At 35.0% G+C, this 25,675-nt stretch carries 30 protein-coding genes; 20 read left to right on the top strand and 10 right to left on the bottom strand.

Features of this window, described 5'->3' with window-relative positions; genetic code table 11:
- Positions 1-203: 203 nt before the first annotated feature.
- Together ACHRV5_RS06390 and ACHRV5_RS06385 are read right to left on the bottom strand one after the other, a co-directional pair.
- Positions 204-593, bottom strand: coding sequence for a DUF1634 domain-containing protein (locus ACHRV5_RS06390; protein ID WP_047776596.1), 390 nt, complete (start codon positions 591-593; stop codon positions 204-206).
- 4 nt (positions 594-597) lie between these two features.
- Positions 598-1,434, bottom strand: a complete 837-nt coding sequence (locus ACHRV5_RS06385) for a sulfite exporter TauE/SafE family protein (protein WP_395426162.1) — start codon at positions 1,432-1,434, stop codon at positions 598-600.
- A 487-nt stretch (positions 1,435-1,921) separates the two neighbouring features.
- Between ACHRV5_RS06385 and ACHRV5_RS06380 the strand changes: the two genes are divergently transcribed.
- Both ACHRV5_RS06380 and ACHRV5_RS06375 read left to right on the top strand, forming a co-directional pair.
- Entirely contained in the window at positions 1,922-2,116 is a 195-nt protein-coding gene (locus ACHRV5_RS06380; protein ID WP_230001771.1) for a hypothetical protein, read from the top strand.
- 138 nt (positions 2,117-2,254) lie between these two features.
- Positions 2,255-2,524, top strand: coding sequence for a hypothetical protein (locus tag ACHRV5_RS06375; protein WP_047776456.1), 270 nt, complete (start codon positions 2,255-2,257; stop codon positions 2,522-2,524).
- A 90-nt stretch (positions 2,525-2,614) separates the two neighbouring features.
- Here ACHRV5_RS06375 and ACHRV5_RS06370 read toward each other — a convergent pair whose 3' ends face one another.
- The gene (locus ACHRV5_RS06370) at positions 2,615-3,553 is read right to left on the bottom strand and encodes a hypothetical protein (RefSeq protein WP_395426161.1); all 939 of its coding nucleotides are present in this window, start codon (positions 3,551-3,553) and stop codon (positions 2,615-2,617) included.
- Positions 3,554-3,865: 312 nt separating this feature from the next.
- Here ACHRV5_RS06370 and ACHRV5_RS06365 point away from each other — a divergent pair, with 312 nt between their 5' ends.
- From ACHRV5_RS06365 to ACHRV5_RS06295, 15 genes are all read left to right on the top strand, one after another.
- Entirely contained in the window at positions 3,866-4,054 is a 189-nt protein-coding gene (locus tag ACHRV5_RS06365; RefSeq protein ID WP_395426160.1) for a hypothetical protein, read from the top strand.
- A 57-nt stretch (positions 4,055-4,111) separates the two neighbouring features.
- A complete protein-coding gene (locus ACHRV5_RS06360; RefSeq protein WP_395426159.1) occupies positions 4,112-5,812 on the top strand; it encodes an ATP-binding protein in 1,701 nt (566 codons plus the stop codon).
- 7 nt (positions 5,813-5,819) lie between these two features.
- On the top strand, positions 5,820-6,485 hold the full coding sequence (locus tag ACHRV5_RS06355) for a response regulator (protein WP_395426158.1): 666 nt from the start codon (positions 5,820-5,822) through the stop codon (positions 6,483-6,485).
- Positions 6,486-6,650: 165 nt separating this feature from the next.
- Positions 6,651-6,857, top strand: a complete 207-nt coding sequence (locus ACHRV5_RS06350) for a hypothetical protein (protein WP_395426157.1) — start codon at positions 6,651-6,653, stop codon at positions 6,855-6,857.
- A 6-nt stretch (positions 6,858-6,863) separates the two neighbouring features.
- Positions 6,864-7,094, top strand: coding sequence for a DUF4236 domain-containing protein (locus tag ACHRV5_RS06345; protein ID WP_047776450.1), 231 nt, complete (start codon positions 6,864-6,866; stop codon positions 7,092-7,094).
- Positions 7,095-7,096: 2 nt separating this feature from the next.
- The gene (locus ACHRV5_RS06340; protein ID WP_117610309.1) at positions 7,097-7,426 is read left to right on the top strand and encodes an excalibur calcium-binding domain-containing protein; all 330 of its coding nucleotides are present in this window, start codon (positions 7,097-7,099) and stop codon (positions 7,424-7,426) included.
- Between the two features lie 12 nt (positions 7,427-7,438).
- Positions 7,439-7,834 (top strand): hypothetical protein, encoded by a 396-nt coding sequence (locus tag ACHRV5_RS06335; RefSeq protein WP_230001764.1) that lies wholly within the window; start codon positions 7,439-7,441, stop codon positions 7,832-7,834.
- 3 nt (positions 7,835-7,837) lie between these two features.
- Positions 7,838-9,106 carry an ABC transporter permease gene (locus ACHRV5_RS06330; RefSeq protein ID WP_047776446.1) on the top strand — a complete coding sequence of 423 codons (1,269 nt, stop codon included), beginning with the start codon at positions 7,838-7,840 and terminating at the stop codon, positions 9,104-9,106.
- A gap of 4 nt (positions 9,107-9,110) precedes the next feature.
- On the top strand, positions 9,111-10,010 hold the full coding sequence (locus ACHRV5_RS06325; RefSeq protein WP_395426156.1) for a hypothetical protein: 900 nt from the start codon (positions 9,111-9,113) through the stop codon (positions 10,008-10,010).
- 187 nt (positions 10,011-10,197) lie between these two features.
- The gene (locus ACHRV5_RS06320; RefSeq protein WP_395426155.1) at positions 10,198-11,256 is read left to right on the top strand and encodes a type I restriction endonuclease; all 1,059 of its coding nucleotides are present in this window, start codon (positions 10,198-10,200) and stop codon (positions 11,254-11,256) included.
- A 14-nt stretch (positions 11,257-11,270) separates the two neighbouring features.
- On the top strand, positions 11,271-11,672 hold the full coding sequence (locus ACHRV5_RS06315; RefSeq protein WP_395426154.1) for a hypothetical protein: 402 nt from the start codon (positions 11,271-11,273) through the stop codon (positions 11,670-11,672).
- Between the two features lie 24 nt (positions 11,673-11,696).
- Complete coding sequence (locus tag ACHRV5_RS06310) at positions 11,697-11,906, top strand: hypothetical protein (RefSeq protein WP_395426153.1); 210 nt, start codon at positions 11,697-11,699, stop codon at positions 11,904-11,906.
- 303 nt (positions 11,907-12,209) lie between these two features.
- Complete coding sequence (locus ACHRV5_RS06305) at positions 12,210-13,331, top strand: hypothetical protein (protein ID WP_395426152.1); 1,122 nt, start codon at positions 12,210-12,212, stop codon at positions 13,329-13,331.
- A 10-nt stretch (positions 13,332-13,341) separates the two neighbouring features.
- The gene (locus ACHRV5_RS06300; RefSeq protein ID WP_395426151.1) at positions 13,342-14,106 is read left to right on the top strand and encodes a porin family protein; all 765 of its coding nucleotides are present in this window, start codon (positions 13,342-13,344) and stop codon (positions 14,104-14,106) included.
- A gap of 311 nt (positions 14,107-14,417) precedes the next feature.
- Positions 14,418-15,005 (top strand): DUF4142 domain-containing protein, encoded by a 588-nt coding sequence (locus ACHRV5_RS06295; RefSeq protein ID WP_395426150.1) that lies wholly within the window; start codon positions 14,418-14,420, stop codon positions 15,003-15,005.
- Between the two features lie 306 nt (positions 15,006-15,311).
- On the opposite strand, the gene ACHRV5_RS06290 is transcribed toward ACHRV5_RS06295, so the two are convergent.
- Entirely contained in the window at positions 15,312-15,713 is a 402-nt protein-coding gene (locus ACHRV5_RS06290; protein WP_395426149.1) for a cupin domain-containing protein, read from the bottom strand.
- A gap of 243 nt (positions 15,714-15,956) precedes the next feature.
- Positions 15,957-16,829: an AraC family transcriptional regulator gene (locus tag ACHRV5_RS06285; protein WP_230001755.1), complete on the bottom strand. Its 873-nt coding sequence runs from the start codon at positions 16,827-16,829 to the stop codon at positions 15,957-15,959.
- A gap of 314 nt (positions 16,830-17,143) precedes the next feature.
- On the opposite strand from ACHRV5_RS06285, the gene ACHRV5_RS06280 reads away from it, so the two are divergent.
- Positions 17,144-17,521 carry a hypothetical protein gene (locus ACHRV5_RS06280; RefSeq protein ID WP_395426148.1) on the top strand — a complete coding sequence of 126 codons (378 nt, stop codon included), beginning with the start codon at positions 17,144-17,146 and terminating at the stop codon, positions 17,519-17,521.
- 84 nt (positions 17,522-17,605) lie between these two features.
- Here the strand turns inward: ACHRV5_RS06280 and ACHRV5_RS06275 are convergent, their stop codons facing one another.
- Positions 17,606-18,100, bottom strand: a complete 495-nt coding sequence (locus ACHRV5_RS06275) for a TlpA family protein disulfide reductase (RefSeq protein ID WP_395426147.1) — start codon at positions 18,098-18,100, stop codon at positions 17,606-17,608.
- 471 nt (positions 18,101-18,571) lie between these two features.
- On the opposite strand from ACHRV5_RS06275, the gene ACHRV5_RS06270 reads away from it, so the two are divergent.
- Both ACHRV5_RS06270 and ACHRV5_RS06265 read left to right on the top strand, forming a co-directional pair.
- Positions 18,572-18,871, top strand: a complete 300-nt coding sequence (locus ACHRV5_RS06270; protein WP_047776431.1) for a helix-turn-helix transcriptional regulator — start codon at positions 18,572-18,574, stop codon at positions 18,869-18,871.
- A gap of 6 nt (positions 18,872-18,877) precedes the next feature.
- On the top strand, positions 18,878-19,984 hold the full coding sequence (locus ACHRV5_RS06265) for an NADH:flavin oxidoreductase (RefSeq protein WP_395426146.1): 1,107 nt from the start codon (positions 18,878-18,880) through the stop codon (positions 19,982-19,984).
- 472 nt (positions 19,985-20,456) lie between these two features.
- Here ACHRV5_RS06265 and ACHRV5_RS06260 read toward each other — a convergent pair whose 3' ends face one another.
- The 4 genes from ACHRV5_RS06260 to ACHRV5_RS06245 form a co-directional block, all read right to left on the bottom strand.
- Entirely contained in the window at positions 20,457-20,951 is a 495-nt protein-coding gene (locus ACHRV5_RS06260) for a hypothetical protein (protein WP_395426145.1), read from the bottom strand.
- A gap of 123 nt (positions 20,952-21,074) precedes the next feature.
- Positions 21,075-22,217, bottom strand: coding sequence for an acyltransferase family protein (locus tag ACHRV5_RS06255; RefSeq protein ID WP_395426144.1), 1,143 nt, complete (start codon positions 22,215-22,217; stop codon positions 21,075-21,077).
- Between the two features lie 309 nt (positions 22,218-22,526).
- On the bottom strand, positions 22,527-23,183 hold the full coding sequence (locus tag ACHRV5_RS06250) for a DUF1349 domain-containing protein (protein WP_395426143.1): 657 nt from the start codon (positions 23,181-23,183) through the stop codon (positions 22,527-22,529).
- Positions 23,184-23,321: 138 nt separating this feature from the next.
- Positions 23,322-25,538, bottom strand: coding sequence for a glycoside hydrolase family 3 C-terminal domain-containing protein (locus ACHRV5_RS06245; RefSeq protein WP_395426142.1), 2,217 nt, complete (start codon positions 25,536-25,538; stop codon positions 23,322-23,324).
- Positions 25,539-25,675: the final 137 nt, after the last annotated feature.

Raw genomic sequence — 25,675 nt, 5'->3', positions numbered from 1 at the left:
CTCATTACCACAACCTCATTATCTAATTATCTAATTATCTCATTACTTCAGCAACTTTAAACCTCTTTAATGCGAGAAACCAAATAAAATACTCAGTACAATCATTACAATAACGATTGTGGTAATTACCGCATTATCTCAGCACCTCATTACCACAACCTCATTATCTCATTATCTCAGCATCTCAGCATCTCTGAACCTCTTTAGTGCGAGAAACCGAATGAAATACTCAGTACAATTATTCCAATAACGATTGTGGTAATGACAACATATAGGTAATCTTTCTCTAAAAAGAATGAAAACAATGACAATAATACTCTGAAAACCGGCGTCAGGAAAAGCAATACAATGCCCAGAAATATTATCGATTCTCCCCTTCCCTGAATTACACCTTGGTATACTGCGGTAATTACTTCGAAAATATTTCGGTCATTTTCTTTAAAAACAGAGTAGTCTTCAAGCTCGTTGCCGTGATGCAACAGATATACAATACCTCCAATAAATGCTACGGATAACGAAGTCCAAACCCCATAACGCAATAAATTACCTATAATAGTCTGAAAATCTTTTTCTCCAAATTTTTCCTGTGTCATAGTCTTAGATTTTTCCATTAAGTCCACTGTAGATCATGTTTAAGGCCAGTACAAAAATAAGACAAGCAAAAAAGATACGTAGTTTTTTAGGATCTGTTCTCACCAGAATTTTAGCTCCCGCCATGGCTCCAAACAGTACTCCTATAACAACTGGCATACAGATTCCCGGCTCGATATATCCTTTTTGAATGTAAATAACAGAACTTGCCATTGCGGTTACGCCCATCATAAAATTACTGGTTGTGGTAGACACTTTAAATGGAACCCGCATGATATTGTCCATTGCAATTACTTTAAAGGCGCCAGAACCAATTCCTAATAACCCTGACATCATTCCCGCAATTCCCATCATACTGAATCCTCCCAATACATTTTTTGTTCCGTAAGTCACTAACTCTCCATTGTGCGTGGGATAGTTTCCTTCTAATTTTAACTTTTTGGCTAATGGACTTGATTCCAAAACAATATGTTCTGTCTTTTTTCTTAATGAATTTATGGCAGAGAAAATTAAGGTCAGTCCAAATAAGACTGCAATAAAGGAAGTTGGCGCAATTGTAGAGAGTAATGCTCCACAAACCGCTCCGATTGTGGTTGCGATTTCAAGAAAAATCCCCAAACGCATATTGGTGATCCCTTCTTTTACATAAGCAGCAGCCGAACCCGATGAAGTGGCAATTACAGAAACCAAAGCAGCACCGATGGCATAATGAATATCGACTCCAAGAACAATCGTCAAAAGGGGTATGATAATGATCCCGCCGCCTAATCCTGATAAAGAACCTATAAAACCAGCTAAAAATGCACCCAGAATCATAATCAGGGTAAATGTAAGTACTGTCATTTGGATTTATTTATTTGACAGCTAATTTACAAATACAATTCTGCTATTGGAACATTATATTTTATGACAAACAGGCAGAAACCACTTTTACGGACATAAAACATTAACTACCAATAAATTAATACTAAACTTAAAAAGACCTTAAAAATTCTATTCCTCAAAAATGGTTTACTTTTTACACACAACTGAGTATTTTTATGTCATAACTGGAAATCTCAAATTGCATTATTTGTATCCTGTTTTAAAACAATCCAACTACAGCTGCTCTAATGAAGGGTCTACGTTTTATCAATTCCTTTTCAAAAACATCTTATTACAGTCATTGTATTACGCTAATTTCCGGTTTAGCTGTTATATCCAAAACAGTAACCGTTTTTCGCTGAAAATTATGTAATTAGAAATCTAAATTCTATAAAGTAAAAACGGTTTATGGCCTTAATTTTGATACATACAACCTATTGAGGTTAATTTTTAAATCAAAAGCGTTATGGTAGAAAAGAATTATGATCCCGACAACGATCATTGTCCGGAAAAAGACACCGTAGAAAATCTTCATAAATCGAAGCTAAATAATGGTAATACTCAGACTGTAGAAGAATTTATAAATGATCATCCAAATTTTTCTAAAGACAAAGAGAAAGAATCCGGGCAAAAAAAGGATACGGATCGCACAAGAGATTAATATCCTAAAAAGAAGATTTACTAAAAAGAACTAATAAAAAAGCTATAAACCTCTACAATTACAGGTTTATAGCTGAAAACCGAATCTGAACTGATTTTCAGATTTTAAAAATGTCTAATTAAAAAAACAAAACAGAATATGGCAAATTTCATTAATCCATTACTAGCAGGAAATACCCCTTTATTAGAAGATAACACATCGAAAATCTCTGTCAAACAATTGATTTGTGCAGGAGTAGGTTCGCTTTTAGTTGGTGCAGCTTTAAAGAAAACCGGACATGACAAAGCAGGGGCTTTTATTGCAGGTCTGGCTATACCAATGCTGACATCTGCTTGTTATAAAAAAATCAAGGAAAAAAAATCAGAGAATTTTAATAAGAGTACCGACATTACCGGAAATTATTATTAATCTGTCATCCCCAATAAAAAAAGCACTTCCGTAATTAAGAAGTGCTTTTTTTATGCCCTTGTTTCACCAAAGTCCATCAAACTATTTTTTTCAATTCTTGGACTGACAATCTTCTTTGTACTTATTAAATATATGATCTGTTACTGGTCTTAATTGTTTACCATTTATGGGGTTCCACCCGTCTATATTAAAGAAATCAACTTTATTATTAATTTTTCCGTACCAGATAATCGGCTGGCCATTCTTAAGATACGTTGTTGTATCGCAAACTTCAATTTTCTTTAGCTCAAACTGCTGCTCTTCAAAAGATTTGATACTATTAAACCCTACTAAACTTTTTACTTCCTGAACGCAATCTACTTTTTCATAATGATCTCCTGTCCATTGCATGCACTGCTTCTTAGGATATAAATAATAACTTATTAAAAAACCTAAACAGAAAACTATTGAAATTCCTGCTATCGTCAATTTTACTTTGTTGTTAAATCGTTCTCTAATACTTTTTCCAGATGGTACAGTATTAACTAAATTATCTTTTGATAAAACTTGCTTTCCATTTTGATCTTCACCTTCTTCCGCTTTTTCCACTTCTTCCGCTTTTTCTACTTCTAAAATAAATTGCTCTGATCCATTCAGATCTTCAATTGTTTTATTTTCTTCACTTATCCCTTTATTATCTTCAAAATTTCTGAAAGGACGCGGTCTAAAATCAACTAAAATAGCTGCCATTTCTATTCTAGGTCCATTCTCTGTATTTCCACCTTGCAAGAAAGAGATAATAGGCTTTAACTTTCCAGTGTTACAGTTTTCAATGGCTCTTTTCAATGGAAAACTTTCCCTGGTTTCGAAAAATATTTCCATAATTTCCGTATCAATTTTCCCCACACCTTTTTCAAAAATTCGAAAATAAAAATTTCTAATCTCAGCTGGTTTTGGATTAGACAAAATACCGGACACATCTTCTGCAATAGCAATTTTATACTTAGCTCTAATTGCTCTTTTATAATCTTCAATAGTAATGTTGCTCATAAGTTTCTGCGGAATTATTAGAAAAACTGGAATGATCGGAAATATAAGAATCTTCTATAAATTCAAAAGTAAAACTGCCATTCCTTTGTCCTCAGATTAGTTATCGATTTGATCTGCAGGTCAAAAACAAATGTACAAAACTAGTTCAATTAAAGAGTGCGGAAAACCGTAAGACGGACTTTATCCGGGAAGTATAAATAAAATCATACTGTTCTACGCACTCCACTTCCCTACCTCAATTGGTATCGCTTTAACAAGATCCGGACAGAATCCGGACGGCCATACCCATGTCATTTTTTAAAATTTAATATCATGAAAAAATTAATATACTTGGGAACATTTGCACTATTGACTACTACATTATTTTCTTGCACAGCTGACGACTATGAAACAGCCGACAAAAAAACAGATCTAAAAAAAGAAAATCTGAAATATGAAACACAAGCAACTGATGAAGGTCCCGGAGATGATCCGGTTCCAATTAAACCACCAAAAAAATAATACGGTAATAGTCTGATAATGAAAAATTAATCAGTATTTTCGGGGAAAGTAACTTTTATGCTACGTTCCCCGTTTTTTAGTTTACTTCTTTTTATGTTTTTTCTTTCCTGCAAAGAGAAAACAACAACAGCTGTTAAATCTGATTCCCTGCAAAAAGAAGCCAAAATTTTGCAAAAAAAAGCTACTGCAAATCTTGAGAAAAACCACTTTAATAGTGCCTTTTACTACTTTAACAAATCGAAAATAACATTTGAAGCCTATAAAGACAGTGCTAACGTTACTTTCAACTTGATTCAGATGGCGTATATCCAACAGGTAAATGGCGATTATTACGGAAGCAAAGAAACCTTAACCGAGGCACTCCCCTATATTAAAAAGGACAACAATTATATCGTAGCTGTAAATAACTTTTTTGGAATTGCAGACAAAGAACTCTCCTTATACGATGATGCTGCTTCCTATTATAACGAAGCAATAAAAGAGGCCAAAGATTCCATATCAAAGCAATCCCCATTGAATAATATTGCGGTTGTTTACATTAAACAAAAGAAATACGATCAGGCAATTACTATTTTAAAGTCAATTCTGGATTCAAAAATATTAGACGATTCTGAACTTCTAAAAGGAAAAGCCAGAGTTCTTGACAATCTGGGATACGCCTATTTTAAAAAAGGAGTCAATGACAAAGGGCTTCTGCTAATGAATAAAAGTCTGGAACTCCGAAAACAAATCGATGATTCTTATGGGAGTATTGAAAGTTACCTTCATTTAGCGGAATATTTTGCTGAAACTGATCGTCAAAAATCTAATCAATATGCCCAAAGTGCTTATGCGATAGCGACAAAATTTAATAGTATTGATGAGCGTCTCAAAGCTTTATCCTTACTAATATCAAATGATGCCGATACAAAATATGCTCAAAAGTATATTACATTAAACGATAGTATCATCAAGATCCGAAACAACTTTAAAAATAAGTTTGCCAAAATCAAATACGATTCCAAAAAAGAAAAAGACGAAAACCAGAAACTTCGTTTAGAAAAAGCAGAGGATTTAGTGTCCTTACAAAAAGCAGAATATCAAAAATTTGTACTCCTGATCATTTTTGCTCTTCTCATACCACTTGTGATCGTATACAGAAGGTACTATCTGAACAAACACAGAATAGAAAAAATTCAGACTTCTTATGATACGGAGAAACGAATTTCGAAGAAAATCCATGACGAATTAGCGAATGATGTCTTTCATGCCATCACTTTTGCAGAAACACAACCTTTAGCTACAGCAAACACCAAAGAAAACCTACTCCAAAAATTAGACGATATTTATGCCCGTGTGAGAGGGATTTCGAGAGAAAATAATGATATCGACACAGGTGCAAATTATTCGGTAACCTTAAAAGAGATGCTCTCTACTTATAACAGCAGTACCACAAACGTCATCGTAAACAATATCGAAAAAATAAACTGGGAAGCGGTTGACGAAATTAAAAAAGTTACTATTTATCGCGTTTTACAGGAATTGATGGTCAATATGAAAAAACACAGTCAGGCCCCTGTGGTGATGGTAAAATTTGACAGTAACGCAAAAGCACTGCTTATTGATTATGTAGATAAAGGAAAAGGATGCACAAAAGAAAAAATCATCAAAAATGGTTTGCAGAATATGGAAAACCGTATTCTGACTATAAAAGGAACTATTATTTTTGACACTGAACCTGACAATGGATTCAGAGTTAAAATATCAACGCCAAAATAAACTTTATATGTTTAAAAAAGTAATAATTGCTGAGGATTTGGATAGCATCAATTTAGGAATCGAGCAAGCCCTTGATGATTTAGGCATTATCAATTATCAACATGCTAAATATTGTGATGATGCTTTTCTAAAAATACGAAAAGCGGTTCAGGACAACGAACCTTATGATTTACTAATTAGCGATTTGTCTTTCAAAACTGATCATCGCGAGGTAAAAATTGCCAATGGAGATGAACTCATACAAGAGGTTCGCAATTTACAACCACCTATTAAGATCATTGCCTACTCTGTCGAAGACAAAGGCTATCGCATAAAATCACTTTTTGATAAATCCGGAATCGATGGTTTTGTATTGAAAGGCAGAAATAGTATTGAAGAGTTAAAGAAAGCAATTCATTTAGTGCTGTCCAACCAACAGTACATTTCGCCGGATATTGCTTCTGCAATTAAGGAAAATAACAATTACGAAATAGATGATTTTGATGTGTTAATCATAAAACATTTGTCTTTGGGAACCCCACAAGACGATTTTACTGAAACTTTTAAAGAATTGGGGATAAAGCCAAACAGCAAAAGCACCATCGAAAAAAGAATCTCAAAACTAAAAGACTTTTTTAAGGCCAATAATACGATTCATCTGGTTTCTATTGCCAAAGATATGGGGATTATTTAAGTCTTTTAATAGTCCGCACCATCATTTATCAAGCTCCTTCGGGAGCTTTTTTTATGGTTCGATTTTAAATTCTTATGGTTTACGGTTTTCCATAAAATACTGGTTTCTATTGGGTTTACATTTGAATAATTAAAAAATCAAACTATTAATTAAACCTGAAAAATTATGAAAATTTATTACGTAAACAAAAATGCACAAGAAAGTAAAGATCATGAAGTCCATACAAGCGATTGCAGCCATTTACCAATTTCTGCCAATAGAAAATACTTAGGTGAATATGCTTCCTGTGAACCTGCCATTATCGAAGCAAAGAAAACCTATTCTCAATCCAATGGCTGCAAAATCTGCTGTCCTGATTGTCATACCAATTAAACTGCCATGGGATTTCGATTTCAAAAGAGAATAAAACTCGGAGGTGGGCTCGGCATAAACCTAAGTCAATCCGGTATTTCTCCAAGTTTAAGAACAAAAATGGGGACGTTTAGCAAGAATAGCTATTCGGTTAAGACGGGAATACCTGGGCTAAGATATCAAAATAGCGGTTGTATGGTACTTATTGCTTTTACAGGATTTACAACACTTTTAATTTACACACTAAAACATTTATAACTATGGGATATAGAAAAGCATATTTTAAAAAAGATGGAACTTATGTTCAAGGACATTATACTAATAACAGATCCAAATCTTTTTCGAATAAAAATAACGGATGTCTGATATTATTTTTAGCACTATTGCTATTAGGATTGCCAATGGCATGTTCAGATTCGTCCTCATCAGAAAAAACAGATACAACAGCAAAAAACAACTGTCCAACTAAAACTTGTGGTGATTTTACAACTCAGGCACAAGCACAAGCAACTTTTAATAGTAATAAAAGCTGTTACAAGAATCTCGATGCGGACGGAGACGGAATTGCCTGCGAAAACTTATCTAAATAAACAGTACAAAACATGATGACACTAGAACTAAAAAGCCATTTTTTGAGATTGTATCAAATGGCATTATCCGATGATCAATTTGACGTATTAGAACTTCAAATGCTATATCATTTTGCTGATGAACGAGGAATTCCACGAGAGGAATTAGATAAACTTTTCCTGAACCCGATCAATTCTGAACTAATTATACCAGAGGCACTAAACACACGCATAGAGTACTTATATGATCTTGCACGAATCATATGGGCTGACGGAAAAGTTACCGATGACGAACTAAATATGCTGAAAAAGTATTGCAGGAAATTTCATTTTCTGGACGAAAACATTGAGGAACTCTCTAGTTACCTTATTGATTGCGTTCAGAAAAACATTCAAAAAGAAGAAATCATTAGTCAATTAAACACTTAGATCATGAAATCACTTACCCAACTGTTCAGCATAAAAAAAACGGAAGATTCTTCAGTCGAAACTATTGATGAAAACGAAGAAGACAGAGAACAAATCAGAATTACGTATTATCAAAGCGGGTTTGCAGCATCTATAAAAGCGACTGGCAAACCAATCGTTCTAAAAGCATGTTTACAAAATCTTTATATGAGTTTTGAAGATCAATGCCGGAAACAAAAACTCGAACAAGATAAACTAAAACAGCCTTATCGCGAAGAACAGGAGAAAAACAGAACAGAACTTAAAAAATGCGAGGCGGCAATTGGCATTTATGAAAAAAAAGAACTGGATATCGATGCTACTGTTGATCAAATAAAAAATGAAATTATCGAAGTAAAACGCAATCCTGATAAATACGGTATTGAGGATGGAAAGGGCTTGAAAGCCCAGTTTTACATCGGATTATTTTTGCTCCTGCCTATTACACTTTATGTACTGGTTTTTTACATTTCTGCTTCTTATTCTGCCTTTTTTAAAGAATTTTCAAATGATAGTTTAACTGCAGCCATTTTTGATGCCGATGCGTTGACCAATTCCTTTAAAGCAAGCTGGTTAGAAGGCGTTTTGGTTGTCACTATACCCTTTGTTTTTATGGGGTTAGGTTATGTAATTCATATGGTACAAAAAGGAAAAGGCATTAAAAATACCTTCAGGATGATTGCTTTATTCCTTACCACCTTTTTATTTGATGCCTTATTGGCTTACCAAATCGAGAAAAAGATTTACGAGTTTAATAAAACAACAGATTCTGCTCCTTATAATCTAAATATTGCATTGGGAGAAGCCGAATTCTGGATGATCATATTCGCCGGATTTGTAGTGTACATTATCTGGGGACTTGTTTTTGATTTTGTCATGAAGGAGTTTGAAAACATAGATAAAATCAGAGCTTTCGTAAGAGGTAAAAAGGAAAAACTTATTGATTTAGAAAAACTAAAAACAGACTACATCAATAAAACAAATGATTTCAAACAACAGCTAATTGCCATAACCGGGAAAATCTCAGAACTACAGTCTAAAATCGATGGATTTGTATTCCCTGTCAAAGAATACCTGCACTACCATCATCAGTACAAAGAAGGGTGGTTTCAAGCAATAAATACCGAAATCGCTTTGGCTCATAAAGAAAAAACAGAACTGCTGGAAAACTGTGAACTTCATTCCGAAGAACATCTTAGTAAATTAAACTTAGTAGATCCTGACTTTCAGCATTTGGTCTATTCTAAAAACTAATTCTATGAACAACCTTACAAAAACATTCGTCCTGTTACTAGTATTGATTTCCACATTTTCGTGCAAACAGGATTCTGATACAACTCATGAAGAAATACTATCTAAAAACACAGTCGCAGAAAATTATAACATTAGTATACTTTTGGACTTGTCTGACAGAATTAGTCTTCAGAAGAATCCAAATCCAACAATGGAATACTATCAAAGAGATTTGGGATACATAAAATGGGTTTCAGAAGCTTTTACCCAACATTTAAAATCCAAAAGAATAAGACAGATTAAGGACAAAATGCAATTGTTTTTTAATCCTGAGCCTCAAGATCCGGAAATTAATTCAATTTCTCAAAAGCTAAAAATTACGATTGATAAAAATAATGCTTCAAAGGAGTTATTAAATTCAATAAACTCAAATTACGCTTTACAAACCTCAAAAATTTATAATTCGGCTATAAAAGACAACAATTTTATTGGCTCGGATATATGGAGTTTTTTTGATTCCAAAGTGAAAGATCAGTGTATTGAAAATGGAGACCGTAATATACTGGTGATATTAACCGATGGTTATATGTATTATGAAAGTACTAAAATGAAAGAAGGCAATCGAACTTCTTTTATTACACCGGAACTGATCAAAAAAAATAGTCTGAACACAAAAGACTGGGAGGAAAAAGTACAAAATGGCGATTTTGGTTTTATCAAAGCCAATGATGACCTGTTAAATTTGGAAGTTTTGGTTTTAGGAATTAATCCCAGTCGTGCGAATCCTTACGAAGAAAAAGTCATAAAAGCCTATTGGACCAAATGGTTTACTGAAATGAAAGTAAAACGTTTTGAAATTAAAAATGCCGATTTACCATCGAATATGGAAAAAATCATCAAAAACTTTATACTGGAAAAGCAGTAGTCTTTTTACTTCCAACTAAAAGAAAATTATTAATTCGTTTCGCAAAGAGGATTTTATCGATCCTCTTTTTGCTATTTAACACTCCCCTAAATATAAAAAAAATCAGTTTACGGTTTTCCATAAACTACTGATTTTTATTGGGTTTACATTTGAATAAACAATCAAAGTATTACTAAACTACACAATTATGGAAATTAACATTCAACTTAAAGCATTAGCAGATAAAATTATATTGCTAAAAGATAAAATTGAAACAGAAGAGTCAACCAAACATGCTTTTGTTTTACCTTTTATAAACATATTGGGTTATGACACTTTTAATCCGATGGAAGTTGTCCCTGAATTTACTGCCGATCTGGGCTTGAAAAAGGGAGAAAAAGTAGATTATGCGATTTTTCAGGATGGTGCTCCCATTCTTATCATCGAATGCAAGAGCTGGAAAGAAAAACTAACGATTCATAATTCTCAGTTATTCCGCTATTTTCATGTTACTAAAACACGATTTGCCCTTTTAACGAATGGAATTACCTATCAGTTTTTTACCGATTTGGATGAAAAAAATAAAATGGATGAAAAACCATTTCTGGAATTTGATATCACAAGTTTAAAAGAGAATGTAATAAACGAGATCATTAAATTTCACAAGTCCAATTTTGATGTGAATAAAATCGTAAACAATGCCAGTTTACTTAAATACACCACCGAAATCAAAAAACAAATCGACAATGAATTACAAAACCCTTCCAATGAATTTATAAAACTATTTGCTAATAAAGTATATGCCGGAAGATTAACCGAAAAAGTGGTGGATGAATTTAAAGATCTTGTTCAAAAAGGGTTTAATCAATTTATCAGCGAAAAGATAAACGACCGTCTAAACGCCGCAATTAATAAAGAAAACCAAAAGCAAAAAGAAGAATCCGAAGAAATTGTCATTCCCGAAGATACCAAAATTATCACCAGCGAGGAAGAACTGGAAGGTTACAGAATTGTTGTGGCCATACTGAGACGAAAACTTCCCACAAACCGCATTGTCTATCGTGATACGCAATCCTATTTTGGAGTACTGCTTGATGATAATAACCGTAAACCTATTTGCAGATTGCATCTTAACGGAGGTAAAAAATACATCAGTCTTTTTAATGACAATAAAAGCGAAATTCGTCAACCCATACAAACTATAGATGATGTATATTTATTTGAAAAAGAACTGTTAGAAACTATTGAGAGTTACGAACTGGCTTAAATTCAGGTATAACTATGATTAAAAATATACTCTTAGTATTGCTATCAACACTAGTCAGTTGCAAAAAAGTCGCTCCCCCACAAAAAATAAATTCCTTCTATCAAGAAGTCGTTACAGCCGATGATCGAAAAACTATTACGCCCGAAGAAGCAAAAACCTATCAGGTAAATACCGGACATCAGTACGAATACCGAACGGGTACGCCGACTCATTACGAGTATAACTATGATGTAAAAGGGGTAAATTCTAAAGGAGATTCCGTACATGGGAATATTAATGTTCAAGGAAAATACGGAGCCGGAATACTCCTTTTTGATACCATCGCGGATATTGAAATTAAAACAGAGTGGATTTCCCGTGGAAGACTAAAAGCAACTGACAATCAAAAAAATGAATACCTCTTACTAGTCGATTAAAACCCTAACCCCAAATCTCATCAAATGAAACATGTCATTATCCTGCTCTTTGTCATTTTTGCTTCTTTTCGTCCGCTGGAAACCAAAGTTTATATCTGTGGGCCTGTAGGAGCAAAAAAATACCATTACACCGAAAATTGCCGTGGATTAACCGCCTGTCGGCATGAAATTACAAAAGTACCTGTTTCTAAAGCTCAGGGCTACGGATTAACACTTTGCGGTTGGGAAGATTAATTTTTCAACGTTATTACCCCATAAGGACAAAAGAAGCTTTCTCTTTTGTCTTTTTTGCTTTAAACTCCACATCCTATTCATTTTCAATACATTATTCCTATTATAAAAACTCATCTTATTGAAAATAATATAAAATTGGTAAGAAAAATTATTTAACTTTAACACTAATTAACATATTAGCCCCATTCAATCCTTTAAAATAATCCATCTATACTACCACAATTCTAAAAAAGAACCACAAAGAATATTAGTACCTATTTATTTTACGCAGTTTGATTAATTAATTTTAAAAACACTAAGCCAATGAAATGCAATACACTACTATCCGCTTTTTTATTATTCTTTAGCATTCAAATTTTCGGACAGGTATATACTGATAAAATTGTTGGAGAAAAAAACCAGGAACTTAAAGACAGTCTCAAAGTCGAAAAATACCCGTACGCTCTACCCATATGGGGAGAAAAAGTAGCCCAAAAAGGGTATAAACTACCTTATTCTGCAGGGCTTTCTGTAAATTACTTCTGGCAGGAGTCTGATATTATCATCAATAGCTTAGAAGTGGGATTTAATAATGGTCCCTTATACAATCTGGACGAGATTATACGTTTTGATAAATCTTCTGTTGTGGCCAGTTCTGTTACGATTCGACCAGATGTATGGCTGCTTCCCTTTCTGAATGTATATGGTATCTTTGGGAAAGCCAATACAGCGACCAAAATAAATGCCGGTGTCTGGGTTCCGGATGCCGATAATAACTGGTCTGAAGTTGTCAGTTTTAAAACCCAACAGCATTTTAACGCCACTACATTTGGAATCGGTATGACTCCCACAATAGGAATTGGTGGTGGCTGGCTGGCTCTTGATATGAATATGGCCTGGACCGATATTAGTGCTTTAGATAAACCTGCCTTCTCCTATATTTTTGGACCGCGATTGGGTAAAACTTTCAAATTTCACAAAGAAGATCAAAACATTGCGGTATGGGTTGGCGGATTTAGAGTACATATTTCCGGTGATACCAATGGAAACTTAGCTTTATCTGATGTAATCCCGCTGGAAGGTGCTCAGGAAAAAGTAGATAACGGTTTGGCAAAAGTGTCCGAAAATCAAACAAAAGTAGATAATTGGTGGGGGGCATTAACGCCTGCGCAACAAAAAAATCCAGCCAATATTGCCAAACACAATACCGCAAACAGAGCCTTAGAATCTGCCGGGAACATTTTGACAACCCTGGACGGCGCTTTAAGTACCGCAGGTTCTTCAACTGTGCAATACTCGCTTCAGAAAGCCCCAAAAGATATGTGGAACTTTATTGTTGGAACTCAATTTCAATATAATAAACACTTTATGCTCCGATTAGAGACTGGCTTTTTAGGCAGCCGCACACAGGTTTTATGCGGTCTGCAATATCGTTTTGGACTTTAACTTCAACTGTATGAAAAAAGGATTAGTACTACTCGTTTTATTATTTAGTATGGCTCCGGTACATTCTCAGGTTTTAATCTCTCTAATCTTTGGAGACAAACTCAACTCCCCTTTTCTGGAGTTCGGTTTAGAAGGAGGTGTCAATTTTTCGACAATCTCTAACCTGGATACTTCAGGAACAGAGCCCGGTTTTAATCTAGGTTTTTATTTTGATATCCGATCCAAAAAAAATCCGGCCTGGATGATCAATACCGGAGTAATTGTAAAATCTCCCATGGGCGCACACGGATTGCCGGTCTATTCTTTAAACGATGAAAACCTGGATAAAACTTTTGCTAATGGAAGTGTTGATCGGGAAATTCGGTATTTTAATGTTCCTATTTTAATCAAGTACCAACTTAAAAACGGCATCTATTTCAAAGCCGGACCACAATTGGGTTTATTAGCAAAAGCCTTTGATAAATTCCATCAGGAATACGACAAAGAGGATGTTGTCTACAAAAAAAACATCCGCGACCAGATTCACGTCATTGACGCCGGCATCGCTATTGGCACCGGTTATCATATGAAGGTTGGAAATGGTTTAAACCTAACCGTTCAATATTACTACGGATTGGTTCCGGTTATGAAAAATGATATCAACCCAAATTCATACAACAGATCGCTGTATGTAACAGCCGGAATACCTATCGGGAAAGGAAAAGCAGCTCAAAAAAGAGCTCAAAAAGAGGAAGAATTAAACAAAATTCCGCTTCCTGAAGAAGTAAAACCTTAATCTTTCCAAATTAAATTCAGGCCAACCATCCATCTATAAATATCATGTAGCATTGGACGCGGATTATGCGGATTTACAATAGCAAAAACGCTGACAAAAACGGATTTTTATATTGAAAGGCCAAAATTAATCGATTAAACATTTCACCCCTCTTTTTTCATAATTAACATTGAAAGCATAACTCTTGCTTTTATACGATTGATCCATAAAACTACTAAAAAGAGAAATCCTGTAACATTATCTATAAATGCTGTAAGATATTTTTTAAGATTCTGAATAGTTTTACACTATAACATTTAAAACATACCATTATGAAAAAGTTAGCACTGGCAGTAAAAGTAATTTTTGGCGCGGGATTAATTCTGATATTTCTAAATTCCTGCAAAAATGAACCGAAACAAGAAGACCCTAAAGAGGCCGCTGAAGATACAAATGAAGCCAAATTTGACTCCATTGAAGATAAACAAGATGACTCTGAATTTTTAGTAGATATCACGGAGGTAAATTTGGCTGAAATTGAAATCGGAAAACTGGCTCAAACCAAAAGTACCAATGCAGAAGTAAAAAAACTGGGAAAAATGCTTGTTGACCAACATACCAAATCTGCTTCTGAAGTAAGCGCTTTGGCTAAAACCAAAAACTTCACTATCCCAACTTCTTTAACCGAAGAGGGTCAGGAAGCATACAATAAATTAAACGAAAAATCTGGTGTTGATTTTGATAAAAAATTCGCAGATATGATGATCGATGGTCATGAAAAAGCAATTAATGAACTACGAAAAGCCTCTGAGAGTGCAAAAGATCAAGACATAAAACTTTGGGCTTCTAAAAATATTGCCGGTTTAACGGTACATTTGGAGCATGCCAAAATGCTTAAACAAGGTTTAGATAAAAAATAAGGTAAGTTTCTAAGGTACTAAGATGCTAAGTTTCTAAGTTTAACGTTTGCTGTTTTTTCTTAGAAACTTAGTGCCTTAGAAACTTTATTCAAAACTATTGTATTCTTCGTCGGTTACACTTGCTAACCAGACTCAAAACTTTGGCCATCTAAAAGTATTGCCGGTTTAACGGTACATTTGAAGCATGCCAAAATGCTTAAACAAGGTTTAGATAAAAAATATGATGAGTTTCTAAGGTACTGAGATGCTAAGTTTCTAAGTTTAACGTTTGCTGTTTTTTCTTAGAAACTTAGTGCCTTAGAAACTTTATTCAAAACTATTGTATTCTTCATCGGTTACACTTGCTAACCAGACTCCTTTGCCTTTATCAATTTCTGTGATAATTGTGATATGAGAATATCGGCTATTCGGCGTTGCACCGTACCAATGCTCTACTCCCGGCAATACGGTAATGACCTGACCTTTCTGAATCGTTTGTATTCCTTTACCCCTTTCCTGATAATAACCAACTCCGGCTGTAGCTATAAACAGCTGCAAACTTGAATTGATATGCCAATTGGATCTTGAACCCGGTTCAAAAGCAACATCTTTTATCATTGTATTTCTTGGGTGAATAGCGCTGGTTTGTTTTTTATAAGAAACATCACCAGTCATATAAATATTGGAAACTTTTCCTTCTTCCGTGACGGTACTATATTTTGTTGACATAAATTAGGTATTAAAGGGTTTCTTTTTAAGTATTCAAAAACTGTTGGATGCTGGTGTGTCACTCTTCAGTCCCGATTTATCCGCGGTGTTATCATTAAAAAGCAATCCGTTATTGAAAACTGCGCTTTAACCGACCACTAAGGACTTGTAAATGAGTATTACGATTAATCGAACACAAATTTACTTTAGTAAAGTCACTCCGAATAATAAAAATCAAACAAAAAATTAAGAATATCAAACAATTTACCCCCTAAGTGATTTCGGAATCGTTCCAGTAAGTCTTTTAAAATAATTATTGAAGTAACTCGGGTATTCAAATCCTAACGAATATCCGATATCTGCAATACTCCAATCGGTGTGTTGCAGTAATGCTTTTGCCTCACTGATAATTCGTTCTGTAATATGGGCTGTGGTAGGTTTTCCCGTGATTTCCTTTACCGAACGATTTAAATGATTTACGTGAACAGCCAAATTTTGCGCATAATCTTGCGGTGTCTTTAAGATAAGCGGCTGGTTTTTAGTCTCAATCGGAAATTGTCTTTCTAAAAGCTCTAAAAATAAGGCCGTTATTCTGGAAGAGGCATTTTTATGCTTATAAAAATTTTCCGAAGGCTGCATTTTCATGGATTCATGAATAATCAGATTGATATAATTTCGGATTAAGTCGTCTTTAAAAACATAATCCGTATCCTGTTCTTCAATCATTTTCTGAAAAAGAGACGTTACAAATACCTTTTGTTCAGCTGATAAATAAAAAATCGGAGTTCCGCTGATTTTAAACAACGGACATTCATGAAGACTTTCAGAACGATCGTTTACCTTTAGAAACTCCTCTGTAAAAACACAGGCAAAACCATGATAAGAAGGAGACAATACTTCCCAGGAATAAGGAATATGCGGATTCCCGAAAAACAAAATAGTTCCGTCCGTTTCAATCCCTCTGTCGGCGTATTGTATGATATTCTGGCCGGTAGTAATACAGATCTTATAAAAATCTCTTCGATTATAAATGGGTATGGTACTACAATCACTCCCCACCTCATACACTTTAAACCCCTTCAGTTTCAAGTCGGAAGCAGCAAAATCAACAGTTTCAGAAATAAGGGTTTCCTTCATGCGTCAAAGTTATGAAATTCAAACAGATATTTGCTTCTTGGAAAGGTGAAAAGATTTTAGATTGTAGATCTTAGATTTTAGATTGTAGATTGTAGATTGCAGATTGTAGATTTTGGGATTTGTTTTTTTAATTTGGAATTTGGAATTTGGAATTTGAGAATTGGGATTTACCCCCCTTAAGTCACTAGCATTCTTAAAGTTGCATCTATCATCATTGGGTTTTAAAAAATTTAGAATCATTCTATCTGCTCTTATTTGTCAAATCTTATTCAATTAACTTAATTTTACTTACAAATAGATAAATTGTATGAATTATGAGTGTTATAAAAGATGTAGACACGTTTCATAGCACCCTGAAAAGCATTGATCAGAAGATTAATACGCTGAATGATGAAAAAATAGTTGCTTTTTTTGAGTCGCTTGGTCTAAATGAAAGAGAAGATATTCCTAAAAATTTCCTCCAATGGGAAACCATACTTATCATTGTACCCGACCGCCATGTGTCTAATGAATTAAAATCCTATAAGTACTCGATTTCAAGGCTTGCCTTCGTTACCAACCCGTATGCCAGCCAGATTCATATTCTTGATTTTCAGGAATGGAAAAACAGTACCCGAAGTAAAACACAGTTTCAAATCAGAGAAATGCTGAAAACCAATTTTGGAGGGGTTAAAAAAACGCCGAACGATTAATTAAATTCCAAATCTCAAATTCCAAATTCCAATTTTATCGTATAAGATTGGAATTTGGATTTTTTTTTATTGGAATTTCCCCGCCTATTTTGTTGTTACCAGGCTTTTGACCATTTCATTCAATGCATTTCCGTGAATGTTCTTCGCTAATACGACTCCGTTTTTATCCAGTAAAACATTAAATGGTAAAGCTTGAATCATATAATCACCCACAACAGGAGAGCTCCAATACCTTATGTCACTAACCTGAGACCAAGGTTGTTTTAATTTTGCAACCATTGCCACCCAATTCGCTTTTTTATTGTCTAATGAAACACCATAGATAGAAAGTTTATCCGGATACGTATTATAAAGTTTTAGTAATTCCGGTTGTTCTTTTAGACATGGTCCACACCAGGTTGCCCAAAAGTCAACTAAAACCAATCCGCCTCTTAAAGACGAAAGCGCAATTGTCGTTCCTTTGGTGTCCGGAAGGTCTATTTCGGGTGCAATATCTCCTACATCAGTTCCAACAACTTGTGCGTTGACATGGATTAGAGCAAAGAATACGAAGGCTAAAATAAAGTAGCTTTTTTTCATAGGTAATTGTGTTTATCAGATAAATTTGGGACTATCTTCTTTTGTATCATTTTTAATTCAAAATCTTTCGTATTCCATACTAATTGGCTTAGTAAAAGAATTAGCTATTTTGCATTTCTGGGTGTGAAATTTTTAATCCTATAAGTTATATAAGTCCATTTAAACTAAACTTTATGATTGGAACGCTCACTTATCTATCTATTCTCTTATTCTATTGTCAAAATAATCCAAATAAATCTGTTAAATCTGCGTGATAAATTCACATCAAAGTAAGTCAAAAAACCTGTATTCTGGCGGCTTGCCGGAAATAGCAATAAAAGACCTAAATCAAAACAAATATAATGACTTCCTGAAATATTTCAATACCTCCTTCAAAATTTAAGCTTCTAATATCCCCCTGCTCCATCTTAAAGTTATGCTAAATATTTTTCGTTAAATAGGTATATCGGGAAAAGTCGATATCTTTGCCACATGGAACATATCGAAATATTCAAGGCATTGTCTAATAAATCCAGATTACAAATGCTGGAATGGTTAAAAGAACCTGAAATAAACTTCCCAGGCCAAATCACTGCAGGATTTGAACATGGCGTTTGTGTTGGGCAGATACAAGCCAAGGCAGGCCTGACACAATCAACAGTTTCTGAATATTTGTCGATTTTGCAACGTGCGGGTTTTATCGAATCTAAACGCGTTGGACAATGGACATACTACAAACGCAACGAAGGTGCCTTTGAAGCACTCAGTAAAATAATTAAATCTAATTTATAAATTACTATGAGTACAAATAGTTTATTTACTCCCTTTCACTTAAAAACTTTAAGTCTTAAAAATAGAATCGTAATGGCGCCAATGACGCGCTCTTTTTCTCCTAACGGAATCCCAACTAACGACGTAGCTTCTTACTACCAAAAAAGAGCGGAAGGCGAAGTTGGATTAATATTGTCTGAAGGAACCGTAATCAACAGAGCTTCTTCTTCGAATGATGCCAATGTACCTCGTTTTCATGGAGACGCAGCGCTGCAAGGCTGGAAAAAGGTCATCGATGAAGTTCATGCAGCCGGAGGACAAATGGGGCCACAAATCTGGCATATGGGAATTATGGACAACCACCATTCGGGATGGGTTCCTCCTACTCCTTTTGAAGGGCCATCCGGATTAAACCGACCTGATTTTAGTAACGGAAATGCAATGTCTGAAAAAGATATTGAGGATACAATAATCGCTTTTGGAAAAGCCGCTGCAGATGCAAAAAGATTAGGTTTTGATACTATCGAAATTCACGGCGCTCACGGTTATTTAATCGATCAATTCTTTAGAGCCGAAACCAATTTGCGTACCGATGGTTATGGTGGAAAAACATTGCCGGAACGTAACCGTTTTGCTATAGAAGTAATTAAAGAAATCAGAAAGCAAGTTGGAGAAGATTTCGCTGTTATAATGAGATTTTCTCAATTTAAACCTTCTGATTACAATTATAAACTGGCTAAAAATCCGCAGGAAATGGAAGCCTGGCTTACTCCTCTTGTGGATGCCGGTGTAGATATCTTACACTGTTCACAACGCCGTTTCTGGGAACCTGAGTTTGAAAATTCTGATTTGAATTTTGCGGGTTGGGCTAAGAAAATTACAGGTAAACCAACTATTACGGTAGGTTCTGTTGGATTATCGGGAGATTTCTTTGGTGCTTTTGCCGGCGAAAGTTCTCAACCAACTTCATTAGAAGAATTAAACAGACGTTTCGACAGAGGCGATTTTGATTTGGTTGCGGTTGGAAGACCTCTTTTATCTGACCCGAATTGGGTGGCGAAAATCAAAGCAGGAAAAACAGACCAATTAAAAGGTTTTAGTAAAGAAGCTTTAGGACAATTGGTTTTGGAGTAATTTATTTTCCGGATTTATGGCGGCAATTTTAACCACAAGGAGCGCAAAGTTTAATTATAGCAGTATGACTCCTTTTTAATTTCACATCTAATTTTTTTTGCACGCAGATTTAGCAGATTAAACAGATTTTTAAGAGGTAAAAGATCAGCCTAATCTGCTAAATCTGCGTGCAAAAGAAAATCTTTGCGAACCCTTACTTTATTTAATCACAAAGTAAAAACAAGGTACACAAGGATTTGTGCAAGAGTAGCAAGGTTTAGTTGTAGCTTACTACCTTCTCTATGACAATTTGATTTTAGAATAATTTTTCTTTCTACTATCTAAAAAAGACATCTCTTTTACAGTTAATTAAAGCATCTTATATACTCCTGCAAGGTCTTTTTGACCTTGTAGGTTTTTAATAACTAATAACTCAAATTATACCTACAAGGTCAAAAAAAGGCCTTGCAGGAAATGGGTTAACTCCAACAAATTACTCATCATCATCTCCATCTGTTTCAAAAAAGTCACTTGAATCAAAAGGAATATCATCGTCGGGATCTTTATCATGGGCATTAACTCCGGGTGGATTAAATAGCCCCCAATCATCTTTGATATAATTCCAAACATCAAAACTTGCTACCCAATCAACAAATAAAAAACGAAATTCATCAATTGTATTTCTTAATAACGTAATATACTCAAGAGCTGTAATATCTTTTTCATAACGCAAACTCCCTGCCTGAACATATAATTCTCTGGCAGCTTTTCGAATAATTGCAGCATTTTCCATGCGTAAATCATATAGATCACCACCTTCCGCAGCTGCTATTTTAGCTGGAATAAGCATTGCATTTTCCAGCATAAAACAAACTGTTGTTTCCTGTAAAAAAACATTTTCAGCTGGCACAATATGCACAAATCCTTCGGTAAGTTTTAAAATTTGTTCTGCTTTTTGAAAAATGGGTAATTCATGAATTTCATCCATATCTGATATCCTTTGTATGTTCTACTTTCATCAAAGATATAAACTAAAAAAGGGACAAAACTTAAATTTTCATCCCTTTTACTTATCTGTAACTAACAAAATCACAAATGAAATTTTTATCTTTTATAAAACAGGCACACTTCTTTTTTGAAATTTCTTCTGCAACCAATTCCTAACCGGCTCATCGTATAGTTTCAAACAGGCATAAGCCAATACGATACTGGCAATCAAAACTCCGATTCCCAACATATAACCGTCTTTTAAAGCAACTTTATTATCTACAACCCAAGCTGTATACCAATAAATAAGCGGATAATGTGTAATGTAAATTGGGTATGAAATAGCTCCCAAAAGTTTACAGATTTTCAATGAAAACGGATTTTTCAATTCTCCTCCGGCTCCAATAGAGACAATTAAAGGAAATAATAAAATAACACAAACGGATTCATAGATCCCATTCATCCATAAAGTATTTTCGTCTCCAATTCTTGGGATGGCTAATACTATCGTGATCAACAAACTACAGATCCAGAATGCTCCTTTTATGTGAATTAATTTTCCTAAACGGGAAAGTAAAACTCCGGCAAAAAACGGATACAATAAACGCGTAAAACCAACATTCATTTGTTCCAGGTTTAAAGACCAGCCCCCAATCACATCCCCTTTTGGTCCAAAAACAGTATAATTGATAAACATTCCGGCAAATATCACAACAAATAGTGTCATCACTTTATTTGAAAATCTGCGAAAGAGTACCGCGTAGAGTATATTGGCAATATATTCAAAAAACAAAGACCAGGCCGGCCCGTTGAGCGGATGCATTTCGCCCCAACCTCTAATCTCTGCTGATGGTGTCAACGGAATTAAGGTAAATCCAACAAACATCACCAGAATCAGTTTCCAAACCGGCATAGTTGCAATTTGCGGAAATAAAACATCTGAAGCCTGAAAATAATACAATGCGGCTCCAATGATCATTCCCATAATGACCATAGGTTGCAAACGAATTAAACGTCGTTTGTAAAACTCCCATTGGGTCATCTTTTCCCAGCGATCGTCGTACGCATAGGCAACGACAAAGCCCGATAAGAGAAAAAAGAAATCCACAGCCAGATAACCGTGATTGATCATTTGTATAAAACGATTCCCGCCTGAGAAAGTTTCAAAAATGTGAAAAGCAACTACTAAAATTGCCGCAACACCGCGCAATCCGTCAAGAATCTCGTAATGCTTTTTAGGTTTGATAACTGATGAATCTGAACTCATAAAATATTTTGGTGGTTAAAAGGTTAGTTTTGGTTTAATCTAAAATACTAAAAATTTCAAGTAGAGCGATTTTATCTTTTTAACACATCAAGACATTGTTTTACAACTCAAAAAAACATCTCAATAACTTAAACAATCAGAACGAAACAAAGTTTCGCGTTAAAATTCCACATCCAAAAAATAAAACAAAACCCATTTGGAATTTAGGTTTTGAAATTTGGATTTTGGATTTTGGATTTTGGAATTTGGATTTTGGAATTTGGATTTTGGAATTTGGATTTTGGAATTTGGATTTTGAATTTTAACCTTTTATTTATTAGAATTTTGCCTGTTAAGCCATTCCGTCCTGCGCTGATCCGGCAGCTGTTTTACCGTAAAATTTTCGAATTTAGCTTCAAATCCTTTTCCGTCAGGTGATGCTGCCATCAAACCTACCATCACAGGTGTATTGTCTTGTAGCGGTGCATTTCGGGTCATGGTATAGGTTTTATCATCGTACGAGAAAAACACTTCAATCGCGTCTAAACGACGTACTACTTTTATCCAAACAAAAGGTGGTGCCTTGTCTAAAGTTGTAACACTCCAATCGCTTTTATCATGTGTTACAACGGTGCTGATATTAAATTTTCCGTCCACAAATTCAACTCCGGTTTTGATGTAGTTTTTTTCATCAACGCGAATCATTAATCCCATTTGGTCAAAACGGGCTTTATAATCTCCGGTAAGTTTTACTTTTGCCTCAAATTCCCCACCATAATTCGCATAATAAAACGGGGCATCGTCTACCGTAAATCCGTAATGCGAAATACGCCAGTAATCACTATTGGCCGTAACATTCATTAGCAAAGCATTATTCTTAATTTCCCATTTTTCAGGTTCATTAAACCATTGCATTTTGTTAAGACTTTGCGCAGAAAGATTTTGCAACAAAAGAAAAACTCCTGTCAGTAATACTATTCGTTTCATGCTATACTTTTTAAATTATTATTATTTTAAATAAAACCTCTCCTATTTCACATTCCATAAGTAGTCGATTAAAAAAAAGCTGCAACTTTTTACCATTGCAGCTTTACAAACCAACCAAAGTTTAGAAATTAATAGAAATTATTGAAGCGAGAAACTCACTTTAGATTTTATATCTACTGCCGAGGCTCCAATTATAGCTTCGAAAGCTCCGGGTTCAGCCACCCAGTCGTGTTTTTTATCATCAAAAAAGCTTAAAGCTGTTTTATCTACTGTAAACGTTACTGTTTTCTCTTCTCCCGCTTTAAGCGAAATTTTCTCGAAACCTTTCAATTCCTTAATCGGACGAGGTAAAGACGATTTCAAATCACTGATATACAGCTGAACGACTTCAGATCCTTCTCTGCTTCCTGTATTTTTTACTTTTACAGAAAACGTGATCTGATCTCCGGCTGTCATTTGTTTTTTGTCGGCTGTAACTTTTCCGTATTCAAAAGTAGTGTAGCTTAAACCATGTCCGAAAGCAAATAAGGGTTTTGCTTTTTGCTTGTCTGCCCAACGGTATCCGACAAAAATGCTTTCTTTATAGGTTACCTCATCGCCACCCGGAAATTCTCCTAAAGCATGAGCACCGTTATCCGATAATTTTACAGGAAAAGTAAAAGTCAGTTTTCCCGAAGGATTTACATCTCCTACTAAAACAGCTGCCAAAGCATTTCCGGCCTCGGTACCTAAAAACCATCCCTGAACAATTCCGGGAACTTCTTTTACCCACGGCATCGCTACAGCATTACCTGAAATATTTATAAAAACGATTTTTTTATTCACTTTAAGCAATTCAGAAATCAATTGATCCTGATGGTACGGAAGTCCTAGTTCTGTTCGATCATGTCCTTCTGCATCCTGATGATCACTTTTGTTCAATCCTCCAAAAAACAATACGATATCGGCGTCTTTTGCTATCTTCAAAGCTTCGGCAGTCAACTCTTCCTGGGAACGTTTGTCCTCTAAGCTAACTTTTGCAACTACGCCGTTGTACTTACTGGTTGGGTCTCCCACATAACCACGAGCGTATACAATTTCGGCTTGTGAACCTACTCTCTTCTTCAAACCGTCTAAAGGTAAAACTTCGTATTTCGCTTTAAGCGAAGAACTTCCCCCGCCAACGGTCATCATTTTGATCGCATTTTCTCCGATTACCGCAATTTTTTTGGTTTTAGAAAGATCGATTGGCAAAACATTATTTTTGTTTTGAAGTAATACAATTCCTTCTTCGGCAATTTTTAATCCGGCATCAGCATGTTCTTTGGTTCCGAAAGAGCCGAAAGGTCTTTCTTTATTCATAGTAGTTAAGAAAGATAAACGTAAAATACGACGTACTTTATCGTCCAGTTCTTTAGTTCCTACTTCACCATTTTTAATCATGTTTGAGTAAGGTTTCCCTAAATAATAGTTGTCGTAAGCATTACTTGTTCCCCACGAAAGTCCGTTTGTCCACGAGCCAAACTCCATATCCAAACCATTGTGAATGGCTTGTTTGGTGTCATGAACTCCTCCCCAATCGGAAATTACAACACCCTTGAAACCCCATTCTCCGCGAAGAATATCATTCAATAAAAACTCATTATGACAGCAATGTTGCCCTTTGTATTTATTGTAAGAGCCCATTATTGCCCAGGCATCACCTTCTTGAACGGCAGCTTTAAAAGCGGGTAAATAAATTTCATATAAAGCACGATCATCAACAATTACGTTTACCGCATTACGGTTGGTTTCCTGATTGTTTAGGGCGAAATGTTTGACACAAGCAGCAACTCCATTAGACTGAACTCCTTTGATATAAGGAACTACCATTTTTGAAGTCAGAAAAGGATCTTCTCCCATGTATTCGAAGTTACGACCGTTTAATGGCGTTCTGTAGATGTTTACACCTGGTCCTAACAATACATTTTTATTACGAAAACGGGCTTCTTCTCCTATTGATTTCCCGTATAATGCAGCTAATTCCTTATTCCAGGTAGCTGAAAGAGCGGTAAGCGCAGGAAAAGCAATACAGGAGTCATTTGTCCAGCCGGCTTGATCCCACTCGTCCCATAAAACCTCTGTACGAATTCCGTGTGGTCCGTCTGTCATCCAGTTTTCAGGAATTCCCAAACGAGGAACGCCGGGCGAACTAAACTTAGACTGTGCATGAATCATGGCAATTTTCTCGTCGGTAGTCATTCGCAGAAGCGCATCTTCTACGCGTTCCTGAATTGGCTTTTTATCATCCAGATAAACCGGAACTTTATTTTGCGCTTGAAGTCCTAACGAACTCCATAAAACTAAAACAACAATTGTCTTAACGTTTTTAAACATAATTATTAATTTATTAAAGCATTTACTTTGGTCAGGAGGCTCTTTTGGTCTACCGCTTATTGTTGTTTTAACACATCAAGGCATAGACTTACTAAGCTTAAAAAAGACATTTTATTCCGAATAAATCGCATAAGGCT

Origin of the sequence: Flavobacterium sp. FlaQc-52 (assembly GCF_044007495.1) — a bacterium.
Lineage (GTDB): Bacteria > Bacteroidota > Bacteroidia > Flavobacteriales > Flavobacteriaceae > Flavobacterium > Flavobacterium cupriresistens.
This window is presented reverse-complemented; position numbering and strand designations above follow the sequence as displayed.

Coding starts and splice junctions, on each gene's coding strand:
- ACHRV5_RS06390 (WP_047776596.1), bottom strand. CDS start 593: ATGACACAGGAAAAATTTGGAGAAAAAGATTTTCAGACTATTATAGGT.
- ACHRV5_RS06385 (WP_395426162.1), bottom strand. CDS start 1,434: ATGACAGTACTTACATTTACCCTGATTATGATTCTGGGTGCATTTTTA.
- ACHRV5_RS06380 (WP_230001771.1), top strand. CDS start 1,922: ATGGTAGAAAAGAATTATGATCCCGACAACGATCATTGTCCGGAAAAA.
- ACHRV5_RS06375 (WP_047776456.1), top strand. CDS start 2,255: ATGGCAAATTTCATTAATCCATTACTAGCAGGAAATACCCCTTTATTA.
- ACHRV5_RS06370 (WP_395426161.1), bottom strand. CDS start 3,553: ATGAGCAACATTACTATTGAAGATTATAAAAGAGCAATTAGAGCTAAG.
- ACHRV5_RS06365 (WP_395426160.1), top strand. CDS start 3,866: ATGAAAAAATTAATATACTTGGGAACATTTGCACTATTGACTACTACA.
- ACHRV5_RS06360 (WP_395426159.1), top strand. CDS start 4,112: ATGCTACGTTCCCCGTTTTTTAGTTTACTTCTTTTTATGTTTTTTCTT.
- ACHRV5_RS06355 (WP_395426158.1), top strand. CDS start 5,820: ATGTTTAAAAAAGTAATAATTGCTGAGGATTTGGATAGCATCAATTTA.
- ACHRV5_RS06350 (WP_395426157.1), top strand. CDS start 6,651: ATGAAAATTTATTACGTAAACAAAAATGCACAAGAAAGTAAAGATCAT.
- ACHRV5_RS06345 (WP_047776450.1), top strand. CDS start 6,864: ATGGGATTTCGATTTCAAAAGAGAATAAAACTCGGAGGTGGGCTCGGC.
- ACHRV5_RS06340 (WP_117610309.1), top strand. CDS start 7,097: ATGGGATATAGAAAAGCATATTTTAAAAAAGATGGAACTTATGTTCAA.
- ACHRV5_RS06335 (WP_230001764.1), top strand. CDS start 7,439: ATGATGACACTAGAACTAAAAAGCCATTTTTTGAGATTGTATCAAATG.
- ACHRV5_RS06330 (WP_047776446.1), top strand. CDS start 7,838: ATGAAATCACTTACCCAACTGTTCAGCATAAAAAAAACGGAAGATTCT.
- ACHRV5_RS06325 (WP_395426156.1), top strand. CDS start 9,111: ATGAACAACCTTACAAAAACATTCGTCCTGTTACTAGTATTGATTTCC.
- ACHRV5_RS06320 (WP_395426155.1), top strand. CDS start 10,198: ATGGAAATTAACATTCAACTTAAAGCATTAGCAGATAAAATTATATTG.
- ACHRV5_RS06315 (WP_395426154.1), top strand. CDS start 11,271: ATGATTAAAAATATACTCTTAGTATTGCTATCAACACTAGTCAGTTGC.
- ACHRV5_RS06310 (WP_395426153.1), top strand. CDS start 11,697: ATGAAACATGTCATTATCCTGCTCTTTGTCATTTTTGCTTCTTTTCGT.
- ACHRV5_RS06305 (WP_395426152.1), top strand. CDS start 12,210: ATGAAATGCAATACACTACTATCCGCTTTTTTATTATTCTTTAGCATT.
- ACHRV5_RS06300 (WP_395426151.1), top strand. CDS start 13,342: ATGAAAAAAGGATTAGTACTACTCGTTTTATTATTTAGTATGGCTCCG.
- ACHRV5_RS06295 (WP_395426150.1), top strand. CDS start 14,418: ATGAAAAAGTTAGCACTGGCAGTAAAAGTAATTTTTGGCGCGGGATTA.
- ACHRV5_RS06290 (WP_395426149.1), bottom strand. CDS start 15,713: ATGTCAACAAAATATAGTACCGTCACGGAAGAAGGAAAAGTTTCCAAT.
- ACHRV5_RS06285 (WP_230001755.1), bottom strand. CDS start 16,829: ATGAAGGAAACCCTTATTTCTGAAACTGTTGATTTTGCTGCTTCCGAC.
- ACHRV5_RS06280 (WP_395426148.1), top strand. CDS start 17,144: ATGAGTGTTATAAAAGATGTAGACACGTTTCATAGCACCCTGAAAAGC.
- ACHRV5_RS06275 (WP_395426147.1), bottom strand. CDS start 18,100: ATGAAAAAAAGCTACTTTATTTTAGCCTTCGTATTCTTTGCTCTAATC.
- ACHRV5_RS06270 (WP_047776431.1), top strand. CDS start 18,572: ATGGAACATATCGAAATATTCAAGGCATTGTCTAATAAATCCAGATTA.
- ACHRV5_RS06265 (WP_395426146.1), top strand. CDS start 18,878: ATGAGTACAAATAGTTTATTTACTCCCTTTCACTTAAAAACTTTAAGT.
- ACHRV5_RS06260 (WP_395426145.1), bottom strand. CDS start 20,951: ATGGATGAAATTCATGAATTACCCATTTTTCAAAAAGCAGAACAAATT.
- ACHRV5_RS06255 (WP_395426144.1), bottom strand. CDS start 22,217: ATGAGTTCAGATTCATCAGTTATCAAACCTAAAAAGCATTACGAGATT.
- ACHRV5_RS06250 (WP_395426143.1), bottom strand. CDS start 23,183: ATGAAACGAATAGTATTACTGACAGGAGTTTTTCTTTTGTTGCAAAAT.
- ACHRV5_RS06245 (WP_395426142.1), bottom strand. CDS start 25,538: ATGTTTAAAAACGTTAAGACAATTGTTGTTTTAGTTTTATGGAGTTCG.